The sequence below is a fragment of the Geodermatophilus obscurus DSM 43160 genome, assembly GCF_000025345.1.
GTDB classification, from domain to species: domain Bacteria; phylum Actinomycetota; class Actinomycetes; order Mycobacteriales; family Geodermatophilaceae; genus Geodermatophilus; species Geodermatophilus obscurus.
The window spans coordinates 522,367-537,873 of sequence record NC_013757.1 but is presented as its reverse complement, the minus strand read 5'-3'; the positions used below and the strand labels follow the sequence as shown (position 1 = coordinate 537,873).

At 74.0% G+C, this 15,507-nt stretch carries 16 protein-coding genes; 7 read left to right on the top strand and 9 right to left on the bottom strand.

What is annotated here, in order from left to right; genetic code table 11:
- Nucleotides 1-112: 112 nt before the first annotated feature.
- From GOBS_RS02465 to GOBS_RS02450, 4 genes are all read left to right on the top strand, one after another.
- On the top strand, nucleotides 113-1,024 hold the full coding sequence (locus tag GOBS_RS02465; RefSeq protein WP_012946714.1) for a DUF5996 family protein: 912 nt from the start codon (nucleotides 113-115) through the stop codon (nucleotides 1,022-1,024).
- 22 nt (nucleotides 1,025-1,046) lie between these two features.
- The gene (locus GOBS_RS02460) at nucleotides 1,047-2,015 is read left to right on the top strand and encodes a pirin family protein (protein ID WP_012946713.1); all 969 of its coding nucleotides are present in this window, start codon (nucleotides 1,047-1,049) and stop codon (nucleotides 2,013-2,015) included.
- A gap of 85 nt (nucleotides 2,016-2,100) precedes the next feature.
- A complete protein-coding gene (locus GOBS_RS25110; protein WP_012946712.1) occupies nucleotides 2,101-3,186 on the top strand; it encodes a GGDEF domain-containing protein in 1,086 nt (361 codons plus the stop codon).
- 66 nt (nucleotides 3,187-3,252) lie between these two features.
- A complete protein-coding gene (locus GOBS_RS02450; protein WP_012946711.1) occupies nucleotides 3,253-3,687 on the top strand; it encodes a PPOX class F420-dependent oxidoreductase in 435 nt (144 codons plus the stop codon).
- Nucleotides 3,688-3,739: 52 nt separating this feature from the next.
- On the opposite strand, the gene GOBS_RS02445 is transcribed toward GOBS_RS02450, so the two are convergent.
- Nucleotides 3,740-4,501: a VOC family protein gene (locus GOBS_RS02445; RefSeq protein ID WP_012946710.1), complete on the bottom strand. Its 762-nt coding sequence runs from the start codon at nucleotides 4,499-4,501 to the stop codon at nucleotides 3,740-3,742.
- A 62-nt stretch (nucleotides 4,502-4,563) separates the two neighbouring features.
- Nucleotides 4,564-6,639, bottom strand: a complete 2,076-nt coding sequence (locus GOBS_RS02440) for a TPM domain-containing protein (protein WP_012946709.1) — start codon at nucleotides 6,637-6,639, stop codon at nucleotides 4,564-4,566.
- Nucleotides 6,640-6,739: 100 nt separating this feature from the next.
- Here GOBS_RS02440 and GOBS_RS02435 point away from each other — a divergent pair, with 100 nt between their 5' ends.
- On the top strand, nucleotides 6,740-7,096 hold the full coding sequence (locus GOBS_RS02435; protein WP_012946708.1) for a Rieske (2Fe-2S) protein: 357 nt from the start codon (nucleotides 6,740-6,742) through the stop codon (nucleotides 7,094-7,096).
- A 108-nt stretch (nucleotides 7,097-7,204) separates the two neighbouring features.
- Here the strand turns inward: GOBS_RS02435 and GOBS_RS02430 are convergent, their stop codons facing one another.
- The 7 genes from GOBS_RS02430 to GOBS_RS02400 all read right to left on the bottom strand — a co-directional run bounded on the left by GOBS_RS02430 (nucleotide 7,205) and on the right by GOBS_RS02400 (nucleotide 14,413).
- Complete coding sequence (locus tag GOBS_RS02430) at nucleotides 7,205-8,368, bottom strand: ABC transporter ATP-binding protein (RefSeq protein WP_012946707.1); 1,164 nt, start codon at nucleotides 8,366-8,368, stop codon at nucleotides 7,205-7,207.
- Nucleotides 8,365-9,438 (bottom strand): ABC transporter ATP-binding protein, encoded by a 1,074-nt coding sequence (locus tag GOBS_RS02425; protein ID WP_243697623.1) that lies wholly within the window; start codon nucleotides 9,436-9,438, stop codon nucleotides 8,365-8,367. The genes GOBS_RS02430 and GOBS_RS02425 overlap by 4 nt, the downstream gene beginning before the upstream one ends.
- A gap of 61 nt (nucleotides 9,439-9,499) precedes the next feature.
- On the bottom strand, nucleotides 9,500-10,441 hold the full coding sequence (locus GOBS_RS02420) for an ABC transporter permease (RefSeq protein ID WP_012946705.1): 942 nt from the start codon (nucleotides 10,439-10,441) through the stop codon (nucleotides 9,500-9,502).
- 28 nt (nucleotides 10,442-10,469) lie between these two features.
- Nucleotides 10,470-11,474 (bottom strand): ABC transporter permease, encoded by a 1,005-nt coding sequence (locus GOBS_RS02415; RefSeq protein ID WP_012946704.1) that lies wholly within the window; start codon nucleotides 11,472-11,474, stop codon nucleotides 10,470-10,472.
- Nucleotides 11,475-11,566: 92 nt separating this feature from the next.
- Nucleotides 11,567-13,276, bottom strand: coding sequence for an ABC transporter substrate-binding protein (locus tag GOBS_RS02410; RefSeq protein ID WP_012946703.1), 1,710 nt, complete (start codon nucleotides 13,274-13,276; stop codon nucleotides 11,567-11,569).
- 190 nt (nucleotides 13,277-13,466) lie between these two features.
- A complete protein-coding gene (gene recR / locus GOBS_RS02405) occupies nucleotides 13,467-14,066 on the bottom strand; it encodes a recombination mediator RecR (RefSeq protein WP_012946702.1) in 600 nt (199 codons plus the stop codon).
- 35 nt (nucleotides 14,067-14,101) lie between these two features.
- Entirely contained in the window at nucleotides 14,102-14,413 is a 312-nt protein-coding gene (locus tag GOBS_RS02400; RefSeq protein WP_243697622.1) for a YbaB/EbfC family nucleoid-associated protein, read from the bottom strand.
- Between the two features lie 151 nt (nucleotides 14,414-14,564).
- On the opposite strand from GOBS_RS02400, the gene GOBS_RS02395 reads away from it, so the two are divergent.
- Together GOBS_RS02395 and GOBS_RS02390 are read left to right on the top strand one after the other, a co-directional pair.
- Nucleotides 14,565-14,987, top strand: a complete 423-nt coding sequence (locus GOBS_RS02395; RefSeq protein ID WP_012946700.1) for an ArsR/SmtB family transcription factor — start codon at nucleotides 14,565-14,567, stop codon at nucleotides 14,985-14,987.
- Entirely contained in the window at nucleotides 14,984-15,466 is a 483-nt protein-coding gene (locus GOBS_RS02390; RefSeq protein ID WP_012946699.1) for an SRPBCC family protein, read from the top strand. Before GOBS_RS02395 ends, GOBS_RS02390 begins: the two co-directional genes overlap by 4 nt.
- Nucleotides 15,467-15,507: the final 41 nt, after the last annotated feature.

The following is a 15,507-nucleotide window of genomic DNA, read 5'->3' as shown; positions in this document are numbered from 1 at the left end:
GCCACCTGCAGCCGTGCGAGACAGGCGATCCCGCCGCTCGGTACGGGCGACTACCGCGCCGCCTCCCGGATCGGCATGCTGGCCCGACCGGTACCCCGAGGAGGAGCCCGCCGTGCCCGTCTTCCCGCCCATGCCGCTGGCCGAGTGGGCCGACACCAAGGAGACCGTGCACCGGTTCCTGCAGATCGTCGGCAAGCTGCGCCTGGCCAACGCCCCGCGGCGCAACCACTGGTGGCACATCCCCTTCCACCTGACCGGCCGGGGCCTCACCACCCGGCCGATGGGCTTCGACCCGGTCTTCGCCGTCGACCTCGACCTGGTCGACCACCGGCTGGAGGTAGCCGTCGCCGACGGCCGGCGGGCCTCGTTCCCGCTGCCCGGGCTCAGCGTGGCGGCGTTCTACCGGCAGCTGCTGGACACCCTCGCGACGCTCGGCCTGCCGGCCACCGTCGACATCCCGATCCCGTTCGACCTGGCCGACCGCACGCCGTTCGCCGAGGACGAGCACCACACGTCCTACGACCGGGCCATGGTGACCCGCTACTGGGTGGTGCTGGGTCAGGTGGCGCAGGTGCTCGAGGAGTTCGCCGGGCGCAGCTACGCCAAGACCAGCCCGGTGCACCACTTCTGGCACACCTTCGACCTCGCCGTCACCCGGTTCTCCGACCGGCGGGTGGAGCAACCCGCCGGCGTCGACCCGGTCACCCGCGAGGCCTACTCGCACGAGGTCGTCAGCGCCGGCTTCTGGTTCGGCGACGACCAGGTGCCCGAGCCGGCCTTCTACTCCTACACCGCCCCCGAGCCGGCGGGCCTGGTCGAGGAGCCGCTGCGGCCGGCCGCGGCACGCTGGATCGACAGCCGCGGCGCGCACCTGGCGCTGCTGCCCTACGAGGACGTGCGCACCGCGACCGACCCGCGCGCCGTCGTCCTCGACTTCCTGGAGAGCGCCTACGTCGCCGGCGCCCGCCGCGCCGGCTGGGACCTCGACGCCCTGCGCTGTCCGACCGCCCCGGAGTACCGGTGACGACCGCTCGGAGGACCCGACCATGAGCAACCTCGACCGCCGCCCGCCGGCCCGCGAGCTGGGCGGGCTGGCGGGCACCCCCGCCGGCCCGGTGCTGGACCTGCTGCCGGGCAAGGAGGTGCTGCTCGGCGAGAGCACCCGGGTGCGCCGGCTGCTGCCCACCCTGGGCCGCCGGCTGGTCGGCGCGTGGGCGTTCGTCGACCACTACGGCCCCGACGACATCTCCTCCTTCCCCGGCATGCAGGTGCCGCCGCACCCGCACACCGGGCTGCAGACGGTGTCCTGGCTGCTCGAGGGCGAGGTGCACCACCGCGACTCGCTGGGCAGCGACGCCCGCATCCGCCCGAAGGAGCTGGCCCTGATGACTGCGGGCCACGGCATCGCGCACTCCGAGCAGTCCCCCGCGGTGCACCCCCGCTACCTGCACGGCGCCCAGCTGTGGGTGGCGCTGCCGGAGGCAGCACGCGAGACCGCCCCGGACTTCGCCCACCACCCGTCGCTGCCCGGGTTCACGTCCGACGGGCTGACCGCGACCGTGCTCATGGGCGGCCTCGGCGGAGCGACGTCGCCGGGGATCGCGCACACCCCGCTGGTGGGTGCCGACCTGGACCTGGCCGCCGGGGCGGATGTCGAGCTGTCGCTGGAACCGGACTTCGAGTACGCCCTGCTGGCCTCCTCCGGGTCGGCCGGGGTGGAGGACGCGCCGCTGGAGGTCGGCGCGATGCTCTACCTGGGCACCGGGCGGCGCAGGGTGCGGGTGCGGGCGGCCGAGCCGGCCCGGCTGCTGCTGCTCGGTGGCGAGCCGTTCGAGGAGCGGATCGTCATGTGGTGGAACTTCGTCGGCCGCTCCGGCGAGGAGATCATCGAGTACGCGCAGGCGTGGAACGCCGAGGACGAGCGCTTCGGCGCCGTCGTCGGTCACGACGGCGACCGGCTGGAGGCCCCGCCGCTGCCGCCGGTGCCGCTCAAGGCCCGGGGACGGGTGCGCTAGGAGGGACCGGGGGCTCCCGCTCTCCCTCCGAAGGGGTAGAGGAACGGCCTGGTTCCTGTGGGGACCGGGCAGCCGGTGCGATGACATGAGCATGAGAGCGCTGGCCCAGGACGAGGAGCGGGTCGCCTTCTGGCGGCGGCACACCGTCAGCGGGATCGTGCTGTGCGAGGTCCTCCCGGCGATCATCGCCGTGCGGACCCTGACCATCGACCCGCCTCGCGCCGGACTCGTCCTCGCCGTGGCCGCGGTGGTGGCCGCAACGGCTCCGCTGCTGGCGCTGATCCCGGTCGACCGGCTGGTCCGCCACCCCCGCGGCCGGCTGTTCTTCGACGCCTGGGAGGCCGCGGGCATCGCCCTGGTGACCGCGTTCTGCCTGCTCGACGGAGGGGTCGACAGCCCCTACGTCCTGTTCCTGTTCGTGCTGCTGGCGCACGCCGCGCTGGCCTACCCGCCGGTCGGGGTCGCGCTGGCCGGCAGCACCATCCTGGTCGGCTACCTGGGCGTGGGCCTCGGCGTCGGCGGCGCACCGGCCGACGACGTCCTGGTGGGTGCGCTCGCCTTGGCGGTCGCCACGGCCACCTGCGCCTTCGCGTCGGCGAACCACCAGCGGGCCTACCAGCGCACCGCCGCCTACGCCCGGCAGGTCGCCCTCCTCGCCGAGCGCGACGGGCTCACCGGGGCGTTGAACCACCGCACCTTCCACGAACGGCTGCGCACCGAGGCGGCCCGCACCACGGCCGACCGGCCGCTCAGCCTGCTGCTCGTGGACGTCGACGAGTTCAAGACCGTCAACGACAGCCTGGGCCACCTGGCCGGGGACGCGGTGCTGCGCCTGGTCGGCGAGACGCTGGCCGGCCTGACCCGGAGCGAGGACGTCAGCGGGCGCCTGGGCGGCGACGAGTTCGCCCTCCTGCTGCCGGACACCGACCTGTCGGAGGCGACCGGGATCGCCGAACGGTTGGTGGCCTCCGTGCGCACCACCGCGGCTCCCTACGCCGCCACGGTGAGCGTCGGGGCGGCGACCGTCACGTGGGGCGATGCGGTCGGGCTCCAGGCGGCGGCGGACGCCGCCGTGTACCGCGCGAAGCGCAGCGGCCGGAACCGCGTCTGCGTCCCCCCGGCGGCCTCGGACGGCCCTCGGTCGGCGACCCTGACGCCGTCCGGACGCTGACCGCGGCCCCGGCCCCGGCCCCGGCCGGTAGGGCACAAGACGGAGCACGACGACGTTCCTGCCGGCATGAGCGCCGCCGTGGACCCCCGCATGCTCGCCTTCGTCGCCACGCAGCACGCAGGCGTGCTGGCGACCCTCAAGCGGGACGGCCGCCCGCAGCTGTCGAACCTCTTCTACGCGTGGGACGACGAACAGCAGCTGGCCCGCATCTCGGTGACCGCCGACCGCGCCAAGACCCGCAACCTGCGGGCCGATCCACGGGCGACGCTGCACGTGACCTCGCCGGACTTCTGGACCTGGGTCGCCGTCGAGGGCACCGCCGAGCTCACCGCGGTCGCGACCGACCCGCACGACGCGACCGTCGAGGAGCTCGTGGCCTACTACCGCGCCCTCAGCGGCGAGCACGACGACTGGGACGCCTACCGCGCGGCCATGGTCGCCGACCACCGCCTCGTCGTCCGGCTGCGGCCCGAGCACACCTACGGCCAGGTGCGCGGCTGAGGGCCAGGGTCGCGGGCCGGCGCCCCGTCGCACCGGCTCACGGCAACGCCGCTCAGCTGCCCTTCGGCGGCTCCATCACCGACAGCGGGGCACCCCACGGGTCCTCCACGACGGCGATGCGGCCGTACTCGGTGTCCATCGGGGCCATCGTCACCTTGCCGCCGCCGGCCTCGACCGTGGCGACGGCGTCGTCGGTCGAGTCGACCGCGAAGCAGACCGCCCAGCCCTTGGGGGAGCCCGGCTGGTGACCGCCCAGGCCGCCGAGCGGGTCCGCCCCGATGGCGAACGTGGTGTAGCCCTCGGCGCCGGGGACCTCGGCGAAGGTGAACCCGAACACCGCCGAGTAGAACTCCCGGGCGGCCGCCGGGTCGTCGACCGCGGCGTCGCACCAGACCAGCGAGCCGTGCTCGTTGAAGACCCGGTACCCGGTGTGCTCCCCGGACTGCCACAGGCCGAAGGCGTTCCCCTGCGGGTCGGTGGCGATGACCATGGTGCCCATCGGCCCGACCTCCATGGGCTCCACGACGACGGTGCCGCCGGCCTCACGGATGCGGGCGGCCGTGGCCGCGGCGTCGTCGGTCGCGAAGTACGTCGTCCAGCCCGGGGAGTCGCCCGGGTTCATCAGCGGGCCGAGGCCGGCGGCCGGCTCGCCGTTGCGGGTGGCGTTGAGGTACCCGCCGTACTCCGGGTCACCGCCCTCGAACTCCCAGCCGAACAGACGGCCGTAGAAGTCCTTGGCGGCGTCGATCTCCGAGGCGCCGTAGTCGACCCAGCACGGGGTGCCGGCCGGCCACGGGGTGTTCCGAGTGGGCATCGCTCCTCCTCGTCGGGTGGGGAGGGCCACCCTGACACCGGGGTCCGACAGTTCCCAGGGGGTCAGAACCGACCGCTTCCGGAGCGGCCCCGGCTGCGCGAGCCGCCGAAGCTGCCCGAGCGCCGCCCGCCGCCGCGGGACCCGCCACCACCGCCGAACCCGCCGCCGACGCCGCCTCCGTAGCTCCCGCCGTAGCCGCCGGCACCCCGGCCGCCGCCGAAGAGGATCCCGCCGAGCACCAGGCTGCCCAGGTCCACGCCGCCCCGGCCTCCGCCGTAGCCCCCACCGAACCCGCCCGGCCCGTACCCACCGCCGTAGCCGCCCGGACCGTAGCCCCCGGGGCCGTAGCCCCCACCGCCCCAGCCGGCCACGTCGGACTGCGCCTGCTGCAGCGCCTGCTGGGCCAGCGTGTCGGCCATCTGGGCCTCCCGCAGCGCGCCGACCGGGTCGGTGCGGCCCTGCGCGACCGCGAGGTCCAGGTGCCGCTGCGCCTCGGCCAGCCGGGTCCGGGCCTCGGGGCCGACAGCGCCGCGGCGGGTGCCGATGAAGTCGCCGGCGGCCGCGACGCCCGACCGGGCGGTGAGCAGCGCCTGGTCCAGCGACGCCGCGGCCCGTCGCGCCCGCTGGTCGGCGTCCCGGGCCAGGCCCAGGGCCTGCTCCAGCGCGATGTCGGCCTCCTCCAGCCGGCGGAGCGCGGCCATCGGGTCGGGCCGGCCGCCGTCGGCCGGGCGCAGCGCGGCGTCGGCCGCGGTCAGCGCCGCCTCGGCCCGGGCCACCTGCGGGCGCAGGCCCCCGCCGGTGCCGCCGGCGAGCAGCGCTCGGGCCTCGGCGAGGTCCTCCTCGGTCTCCGCCCGCACCTGCGCGACCCGGGCCTCGGCGGCCTGCAGGTCGGTGCCCAGCCGGGCGACGGCGTCCAGCAGCGTGCCGGTCTGGGCGAGGGCGTCCTCGGCGACCCGGATGTCCCCGACGGCGGCGCCCGCCCGCCCCGCGGCGATCTCGCCACGGGCCTCGGTGATCTCCTGCTCGGCCGCGTCCAGCCGCGCCCGGGCCTGCGCCAGGTTGTCAGCGACCGGCGCCAGCGCGGCCGGGGCGTACCGGCGCTGCAGGGCGGCGAAGCGCTCCTCGTCGGCGGGCAACCGGCCGCGCAGCGCCGTGGCGCGGGAGGCCAGCGCGTCGAGGGCCTGTGGCGCGGTGCGCTCCAGGTCGCGCAGCCGGTCGAAGGCCTCGGCCTGCTCATCGAGGCGGGCGTCGGCCGCGGCGGTCAGCTGGAGCATCTCGGTGAGCAGCCGCCGCTTCGTCAGCTCGGCTGTGCCGGCCTCCCGCCCGCCCACCTCGTCGTCCAGCTGCTGGCGCAGCGCGAAGGCCCGCGCCAGCTCCTGCTCCGAGGCCGTCAGCGCCTCGGCGAAGCCGGCGACCGCCTCCTGGCCGTACTGCAGGCGAGCGTAGTCGAGGTCGAGCCGGGAGGTCTTGACCGCCTCGTCGAGCTCCAGGAGCGCCGTGCTCGCCTGCGCCTCCAGCTGCTCGGTCGGGACGCCGGCGTGCGGGTCCGGCCGCTCCAGCCGCTGGGCAGGCGGTGGCCCCTGCCGGCGGCGGCGGGACCGCGTGACCAGGTAGGCGCCACCCGCGACCGCCGCGATGCCGCCCACCACCGCGACCGTGCCCAGCCCGCTGCCGCCGTCACCGCCACCGCCACCCAGCCCCTCGGCGAAGGCGACGGCCGCGCCGTCGAAGTCCCCAGCGGTGAGCTCCGGCTCGACGTCGGAGGCGATCAGTTCCTCGATCTCCTGGTCGGAGAGCCGGAAGTCCGCGGGCGGGTTGTACGTGTAGCGCCGGTCCTCGACGGCGACGGCGAACAGGACGTCGTTGCCGCCCAACCCGGACAGCTCGGCGGTCCGGGTCGCCCACTCGTCCGGATCGAGGCCGTCGAAGGAGTCGACGTAGACCACGAACAGCTGCAGCTGCTCCTCGGCCTGCAGCTCGGTGACCGCGGCCTCGACCGCCGACTCGTTCCCGACGAGGACGCCGGCGCGGTCGGTGACCTGCGCAGGCACGTCGAACGGCGGCTCGGCCAGCGCCGGGCCCCCGCCGAGGAGGACCACGGCGGCCAGCGGGGCGAGGACGGCGAGCAGCCGGCGCACGAGGGACCTCCGGGAGTCGGGTGCGGCGACCCTACCCGGGCCGGGCGGTCTGACCCGTCGTCTCCGGGGTAGGGGCCGGACCCGAGACCGTGGAGGACGCATGACCGAGCCCGACCGGATCCCCGCCGCCGACCTGCCGCCGGGAGCGGTCCACCGCGTCGGCGACTGGGCCGTCGGCAACCGGGTCGGCCGGTACTTCGCCGTCTCCAGGCGTTGCCGCCACCAGCTCGCCGACCTCTCCGAGGGCACGGTGGACGCCGACGGCTGCCTGGTCTGCCCGTGGCACCAGAGCCGCTACGACGTCCGGACCGGCGAGATGGTCGAGGGCCCGCACGGCTTCCTCGGCTACCACGGCCCGACGCCCGGCTACACGCAGTTCGTCCGCGCCTACGCCCGCATCCTGCGGTTGCGGGTCCGCCGGGCGCTGCGCCGGGGGGACGACGTCGTCCTGGAGTGATGTCGGGTGGCGCGGGGGCCGGAGGCTCCCGGACACCGGGCGACGGGTGTGCTCAGCGCGACAGGGGGACGGCACCTGGCCGCGGTGTCGTCCGGTGACAGGACGATGTCAGCGGCGCTCGATCGGCTCGTCGACGCCCTGGACCAGCGCGTCGGTCTCGAAGGCGCCGTCCGCGCCGGTGGCCCGCACCGACACGCCCTGGGTGGCGGCGACCTCGTCGGCCGACCTGGGCCGCAGGACGCCGTCCCGGATCTCCTCGGCCCAGTGGCAGCTGACGAGGTGGCGGGGAGGGTGGGGGGCAGCGGAGTGGCCGGGCGCCAGCTCGCGCAGCACCGGCACCTCGTCGTCGCAGCGCGTCTCCTGCCGCCACGGGCAGCGGGTGTGGAACCGGCAGCCGCTGGGCGGGTCGGCCGGCGAGGGCAGGTCGCCGGCGAGCAGGATCCGCTCGCGGCGCTCCTCGACCACCGGGTCCGGCACCGGGACGGCGCTCATCAGCGCCCGCGTGTAGGGGTGCAGGGGCTCGTCGTAGAGCGCGTCGGCCGGCGCCTGCTCGACCAGCGACCCGAGGTACATGACCCCGACGACGTCGCTGATGTGCCGCACCACCGCCAGGTCGTGGGCGATGACCAGGTAGGTGAGGCCAAGGCGCTGCTGCAGCTCCTCCAGCAGGTTGACCACCTGCGCCTGCACGCTGACGTCGAGGGCGGAGACCGGCTCGTCGGCGATCAGCAGGTCCGGCTCCAGCGAGATGGCCCGGGCGATGCCGATGCGCTGCCGTTGCCCGCCGGAGAACTCGTGCGGGTAGCGGCGCAGCGCCGCGGACGGCAGCCCGACGGCGTCCAGCAGCTCCCGCACCCGCGTCGCGATGCCGGCCTTCCCCCCACCCAGGCCGTGCGCCTTCAGCGGTTCGGACAGCAGCGACTCGACGTCCTGCCGCGGGTCCAGGCTGCCCAGCGGGTCCTGGAAGACCATCTGCATCCGCCGGCGCATGTGCCGGAGCGGCTCACCGCCCAGCGAGGCGACGTCGGTGCCATCGAAGAGCACCCGGCCGGCGGTCGGCTCGACCAGCCGGAGGACGGCCCGGCCCAGGGTCGACTTGCCGCAGCCGGACTCGCCCACCAGCCCGTAGGTGGTGCCTCGGTCGATGGCCAGGTCGACGCCGTCGACGGCGCGGACGTGGCCGACCGTGCGGTCGACGAACACCCCGCGTTTGATCGGGAAGTGCACCTGCAGGCCCTCGACCCGCAGCAGCGGCTCGCTCGCGGCGGTCACCGCCCGGCTCCCGACGCGGTGGCCCCGGCCGGGGTCTGCTCCGGATAGGTCAGCGGGTGGCGGCAGCGCAGCTCGCGGCCTGGCCCGTCGTACTCCAGCGGCACGGTGCTCCCTGCGACCTCGGTGAGGCAATCGTCCTGGGCGTTGTCACACCGCGGGGCGAAGGCGCATCCCTCGGCCCACGGGATGGTGTCGCGGGCCGACCCGCGGATGGGCGTCAGCGGGACCCCGCGCCCGGCGTCCAGCCGCGGCACCGAGGCGAGCAGCCCGCCGGTGTAGGGCTGGCGGGGCCGGGCGAACAGCTCGTGCCGGTCGGCGGTCTCGATCACCTTGCCCGCGTACATGACGTGCACGCGGTCGCAGAGCCCGGCGACGACACCCAGGTCGTGGGTGATCATCACCAGCGCCGTCCCCGTGTCGACGACGAGCTCGCGCAAGAGCTCCAGGATCTGCGCCTGGATGGTCACGTCGAGGGCCGTCGTCGGCTCGTCGGCTATGAGCAGCCGGGGCGAGCAGGCCAGCGACATCGCGATCAGCGCCCGCTGCCGCATGCCGCCCGACAGCTGGTGCGGGTACTCCTTGAGCCGGCGCGCGGGGTCGGGGATGCCGACCCGGTCCAGCAGGTCGGTGGCCTCGGCGGCGGCCTCCTTCTTGCCCATGTCACGGTGTTCGACCAGCACCTCGGTGACTTGGGTGCCGATCGGCACGGTGGGGTTGAGCGAGGACAGCGGGTCCTGGAAGACCATCGCCATCTCCGACCCGCGCAGCCGGCGCAGGGTCCGGTCGGGCGCGCCGAGCAGCTCGGTGCCGGCCAGCCGCACGGAGCCGCCGACCTGCACCCCGCGCTTGGGCAGCAGGCCCATCACCGCCAGCGAGGTCACCGACTTCCCGCAGCCGGACTCCCCCACCAGGCCGATCGTCTCGCCCGCGGACACCGAGAAGCTGACCCCGTCGACGGCGAGCGTCGGCTGCTCGCCGCGTCGGGCGAAGGTCACCGACAGGTCGTCGACCTCGAGCACGGGGACGTCGCTGCGCAGGGCGCCCTCCGGCGGCATCGCCTCGATCGTCACCCGTCCACCTCCCTGCCCTCTGCTCGACTCCGCGCTCGTTCCGCTCCTCGCTCGGGCGTCGTCATCGGCGGAACTTCGGGTCGAGGGCCTCCCGCAGCGACTCCCCGAGCAGGGTGAAGCCCAGCGCGACCACGATGATGCACACCGCCGGCCACACCGCCAGGCCCGGTCGGATCGACAGGAAGTCCTGTGCGGTGGACAGCATCGCGCCCCACTCCGGCCGGGCGATGTCCGGGTCGCCGAGGCCGAGGAAGGAGAGCGCGGCCGCCTCGATGATCGCCGTCGCCAGGGACAGCGTGCCCTGCACGATCACCGGTGACAGCGAGTTCGGCAGCACGTGGCCGAACACGATCCGGCCGCGCTTGACGCCCAGGGCCCGCGCCGCGAGCACGTAGTCGCTCCCGCGCTGGGCCAGCATCGAGCCGCGCAGCAGCCGGGCGAAGACCGGCACCTGGGTGACCGCGATGGCGATCATCAGGGCGTACTGGTTCTGGCCCAGCAGCACCGAGATGCTGATCGCCATCAGCAGGCTGGGGATCGACAGGACGATGTCGATGAACCGCATGACCACGGTGTCGACCCAGCCGCCGAAGGCGCCGGCCAGCACGCCCAGGACCATCCCGACGACCGCGCCGAGGACCGTCGACACCACGCCGATGAGCAGCGACTGCCGCGAGCCGTAGACCAGCCGGGAGAGCAGGTCGCGGCCGAGCTGGTCGGCGCCGAGCGGGAAGCCCTCCTGGGCACCGGGGATGAACCCGGGGCGGACCTCGCTCAGCAGCGTCTGCGCCAGCGGGTCGCGCGGGGCCAGCCACGGGGCGAACGCGGCGACGAACAGGAACACCACGACGATGACCGCGCCCAGGATCGCCACCGGGTTGCGCCGCAGCCGGCGGAAGGCGCTCCTGACGAGCGACACCCCGCCCTCGCCCTCGGGCACCTGCCCGGCTCGGGCGGCGAGCTCGTCGATCCGCTGCCGTCGCACGTCCCCCAGCGCCGTCATCGGCCCTGCCCCCGTCCGATTCGCGAGCTCATCGGACGCGCACCCTCGGGTCGAGCAGGCCGTAGGAGATGTCGACCAGCAGGTTCACCAGGACGTAGACCACCGCCAGCATGAGGATGAAGCCCTGCAGGACGGCGAAGTCGCGGGTGAAGATCGCGTCGTAGATCGCCGACCCGACTCCCCCGAAGGCGAAGACCGTCTCGGTGAGCACCGCGCCGGACAGCAGCAGGCCGGTCTGCAGGCCGATCGTCGTGGACACCGGGAGCAGGGCGTTGCGGATGACGTGCCGCCGGCGCACGGTGTCGGCCGAGAGGCCCTTGGCGTTCGCCGTCCGGACGTAGTCCTCGTTGACGACGTCGAGCACCGAGGCGCGGGTGATCCGCACGATGATGGCCAGCGGGATGGTGCCCAGCGCGACGCCCGGCAGGACCAGGTGCAGCAGGGCGTCCCAGGCGGCGTCCCACTCGCGGGTCAGCAGGCCGTCGAGGACGTAGAAGTTCGTGATGTGGGTGGCGTCGATGCGCACCTCCTGGCGGCCCGAACCGGGCAGCCAGCCGAGCTCCACGGCGAACAGCAGCCGGAGCAGGTAGGCGAGGAAGAAGACCGGGATCGCCACGCCGAGCAGCGAGCCGATGACGGCGCTGGAGTCCAGCCAGCTGCCGTGCCGACGGGCGGCCAGGTAGCCCAGCGGGATGCCGACGCCGATGGCGAAGACCATGGCGAACAGCGTCAGCTCGACGGTGCCCGGCATCCGCTCGAGGAACTCGGTGGTCACCGTGCGGCCGGTGCGGGCCGACGTCCCGAAGTCGAGCTGGACGGCGCGCCCCAGAAAGCGCAGGTACTGGACCCAGAGCGGCTGGTCGAGGCCGAAGAGCTCGTTGTAGCGGGCGATGGCCTCGGGCGTCGCCCGCTCGCCGAGGGCGGCCTGGGCCGGGCCGCCGGGCAGGGCGCGCAGCCAGGCGAAGAGCAGGACCGACAGGCCCAGCAGGATCGGGACGAGCTGCAGGAGCCGTCGGACGATGAAGCGGAGCACGGCGTGCGGGTCGTCCTTCCCTCGGGCAGGGGCCGGTCACGACACCGTCCCCGCCGGCGGCCCGGAGGCCGCCGGCGGGGACGGGCGCAGGGTCACTCGCTGATGGAGACCGTGGAGAAGACCTCGGCGGTCAGCGGGCTGGGCTCCAGACCCGTGACGTTCTCCGCGACGACCAGAGCCGGCGGCGAGTGGGAGATCGGGACACCGGGCAGGTAGTCCATGATCAGCCGGTTCGCCTCCTGGTAGAGCGCGGTACGGGCGGCCGGGTCCGGCTCCTGGTCGGCACGGGCGAGCGCCTGGAAGATCTCCGGCGCGCTGAACGCACCGAACTCCGCCGACGCCTGGTTGTTCGACGCCTCGGCGAAGAAGGTGCCGATGAAGTTGTAGGCGTCGTTGTAGTCACCGGTCCACCCGAGCAGGTGGATGTCAGCCTGACCGGACTGGACGGCGTTCAGGTAGTCCGGGTTCCACGGCAGCGCGACCGGCTCGATGGTGAAGCCGGCGTCGGTCAGGTCCTGGCTGATGACCTGGAACATCGCGGCCGGGTCCGGCAGGTAGGGGCGGCTGACCTCGGTCGGGTAGTAGAACCGCAGCGTCGTGCCCTCGGCCCCGGCCTCCTGCAGCAGCTGCCGCGCCCGGTTCGGGTCGTGGTCGTAGGTCGTGACGTCCTCGGCGTAGCCGTCGACCGTCGGCGGCATGAACTCGATGGCCGCCTCGGCGCCCTCGGGGAGCAGCGAGCTGACGATCGTGTCGCGATCGATCGCGTGCGCGATGGCCTGCCGCACCCGCGGGTCCTGCAGCGCCGGGTTGGCGCTGGTGCCGGGGACGTTCCCGCCGTTGAAGCCCAGGTAGAGGATGTTGAACGGGTCGCGGACCAGGACCTGGTGACCCTCGTCCTGCAGCGACTGGTAGTCCGCCGGCGCCACGAAGTCGTAGCCGTCGATCGAGCCGGCCTGCAGCTCCTGGCGGCGGGTGTTGCCGTCCGGGATGGTGCGGATGATGAGCTCGTCGAGCAGCGCCGGCTCGCCCCAGTAGTCCTCGTTGCGGACCAGGGTGACCTGACCGTTGCCGCGGTCCCAGCTCTCGAACCGGAAGGGCCCGGTGCCGGTCGGGTGCTCCAGGGCGTACTCGGGGTAGGCCAGCGCGTCCTCGGCACCGGACAGGTTGTCGGCGTCGTACTCCTGCAGGGCCGTCGGGCTCTGGATGGAGAACGCCGGCAGCGCCAGCGCGGCGGGGAACTTCGAGGTGACCTGGGTGAGCCGGATGACCGCGGTGTTCTCGTCGGTCGCCTCGCAGCTCTCGTAGATGCTCGGGGTGTCCGGCGTGCTGGCGAAGCCGCCGAAGACCGCCTGGTAGTAGTACGAGGCGCTCGGGCTGGTGGCCAGGCCCTCGAAGTTGTACCAGCGGTCGAAGTTGAAGCAGACCGCCTCGGCGTTGAAGTTTGTGCCGTCGTGGAACTGGACGCCCTGCTGCAGGTTGAAGGTGTACTCCAGCCCGTCCTCGCTGACCTCCCAGTCCTCGGCCAGCTCGGGGACGGGGTCGGTGCCACCGAGCTCGTTGCCGAGCAGGCCCTCGAAGACCTGGCGGGAGACGCGGAAGGTCTCGCCGTCGCTGCCGAACGCCGGGTCGAGCATCGCGGGGTCGCCGGTGGCGCCGAAGACCATGGTGCCGCCGGACCGGGCCTCACCACCGCCCTCCCCGCCACCACCGGTGTCCCGGTCGCTCGAGGCACAGGCAGCCAGGGTGACTGCGGTGAGCGCGGCCGCCGAGGCGGCGAGCGCGCGTTGGGGACGACGCTGCATCGCGGAAGACCTGCCTTCTGGGCCCCTGTGGGCCGGATGAGTTCCCGACTTCGCGGCCGGAGGGTGCAAGCCCTCACGGACGTGCGTCGGACCCTAGGCGGACGTCCGCGCCCCGGTGAGCCGGGAAGCCTCATCGACACCATCCTGTGACCTGGTATCGGCCCAGGTCAGCAGGGGCAGGGGGCCTTGCTCAGGCGTCGATGCGGCGGCGGCCCTCGAACGCCCGGCCCAGCGTGACCTCGTCGGCGTACTCTAGGTCGCCGCCCACCGGGAGTCCGCTGGCCAGCCGGGAGACGGCCAGCCCGAGCGGGCCGACCAGCCGCGCCAGGTAGGCCGCGGTGGCCTCGCCCTCGAGGTTGGGGTCGGTGGCGATGATCAGTTCGGTGACCGCACCGCTCATCAGCCGGGTCATCAGCTCCTTGACCCGCAGGTCGTCGGGGCCGACGCCCTCGATCGGGCTGATCGCGCCGCCGAGCACGTGGTAGCGGCCGCGGAACTCGCGGGTGCGCTCGATCGCGACGACGTCCTTGGGCTCCTCGACGACGCAGATGACGTCGTCGGCCCGCCGCGGGTCGCGGCAGATACGGCACTGCTCGCCCTCGGCGACGTTGTAGCAGGTGCTGCAGAAGCGGACCTCGGCCTGCACGCGCTGCAGCGCCGCGACCAGCCGGCCGACGTCCGCGGACTCCGCCGCCAGCAGGTGGAAGGCGATGCGCTGGGCGCTCTTCGGCCCGACGCCGGGCAGCCGGCCGAGCTCGTCGATGAGGTCCTGGACGGCCCCCTCGTACACGGTGTTCCTCTCGTCGTGGAGGGGCGCCGCGGCCTCTACAGGCCGGGCAGCCCCAGGCCGCCGCCGAGGCCGCCGGCGAGCGGCCCCATGCGACTGGCGGTGAGTTCGTTGACAGCGCGGGAGGCGTCGCGGAAGGCCGCGACGATGAGGTCCTGCAGGCTCTCGACGTCGTCCGGGTCGACGGCCGCCGGCGCGATCGTCACCGCGGTGACCTCGCCCTGCCCGGTCATCGTCACGCTGACCAGGTTGCCGCCGGCCGTGCCGGTGACCTCCTCCTGCGCCAGCTGCTCCTGCGCGGCAGCCAGCTGCTGCTGCATCTGCTGCGCCTGCTCGAGCAGGCGTGCCATGTCGGGCTGGCCTCCGGGGAACATGACCCGAGAGTAGGCCGAGGGACCGACACGTGCGGGGACCTCGGCATCGTCAACCAGGTGGTTGACAACGGTCACGCACAGGTCCACGCTTTCTCCAACCGAACGGTTGAGGAAGGGAGGACTCCCGATGGCCGCCGATCCGCTCTCCCGGGTCTTCGCGGCCCTGGCCGACCCCACCCGGCGCGACATGGTCGCCCGGCTGGCGGTCACCGACGCCACCGTCGGCGAGCTCGCCGAGCCCTACGACGTCAGCGTCCAGGCCGTCTCCAAGCACCTGCGGGTGCTGGAGGACGCCGGCCTGGTCAGCCGCAGCCGTGACGCCCAGCGGCGTCCGGTGCACCTCGAGGCCGAGGTCCTCGACCTCATGACGAAGTGGATCGAGCGCTACCGGCGGCAGGCCGAGGAGCGCTACCGCCGCCTCGACGACGTCCTGGCGTCCATGCCGGACGACGTCTCCCCCACCCACCCCACCGACGTCTCCCCCACCCACCCCGCCGACGTCTCCCCCACCCCCCACCGATGCACCCGCCCAGGAGGGAACCGGTCATGACCACCACGCACCGCAACGAGACCCGCATCGACGTCGACCCCGAGGTCCCGCTGGTCCGCATCACCCGCGAGTTCGACGCGCCGCCCGCGAAGGTCTTCCGCGCGCACACCGACCCCGAGCTGTTCGCCCAGTGGGTCGGCCCGCGGGACACCGAGACCCGCGTCGACGTCTTCGACTGCCACACCGGCGGCTCCTACCGCTTCGTGACGATCAGCGACGGCGAGGAGTACGGGTTCCGCGGCTGCTTCCACGAGGTGCGGCCCGACGAGCTGATCGTGCAGACCTTCACCTTCGAGGGCGAGCCGGACGGCGTCGCGCTGGAGAAGCTGGTCCTCGAGGACCTCGGCGACGGGCGCACGCGGCTCACCTCGACGTCGCTGGTCGACTCCTTCGCCGGCCGGGACGCCTTCGTGGCCAGTGGCATGGAGGTCGGCGTCCGTGAGGGCTACGAGCGCCTCGACGAGGTCCTCGCCCGCTAGTTCTCCCGGCCCCGTCCCGGGTCCCACCCTGAGCTCGCGAA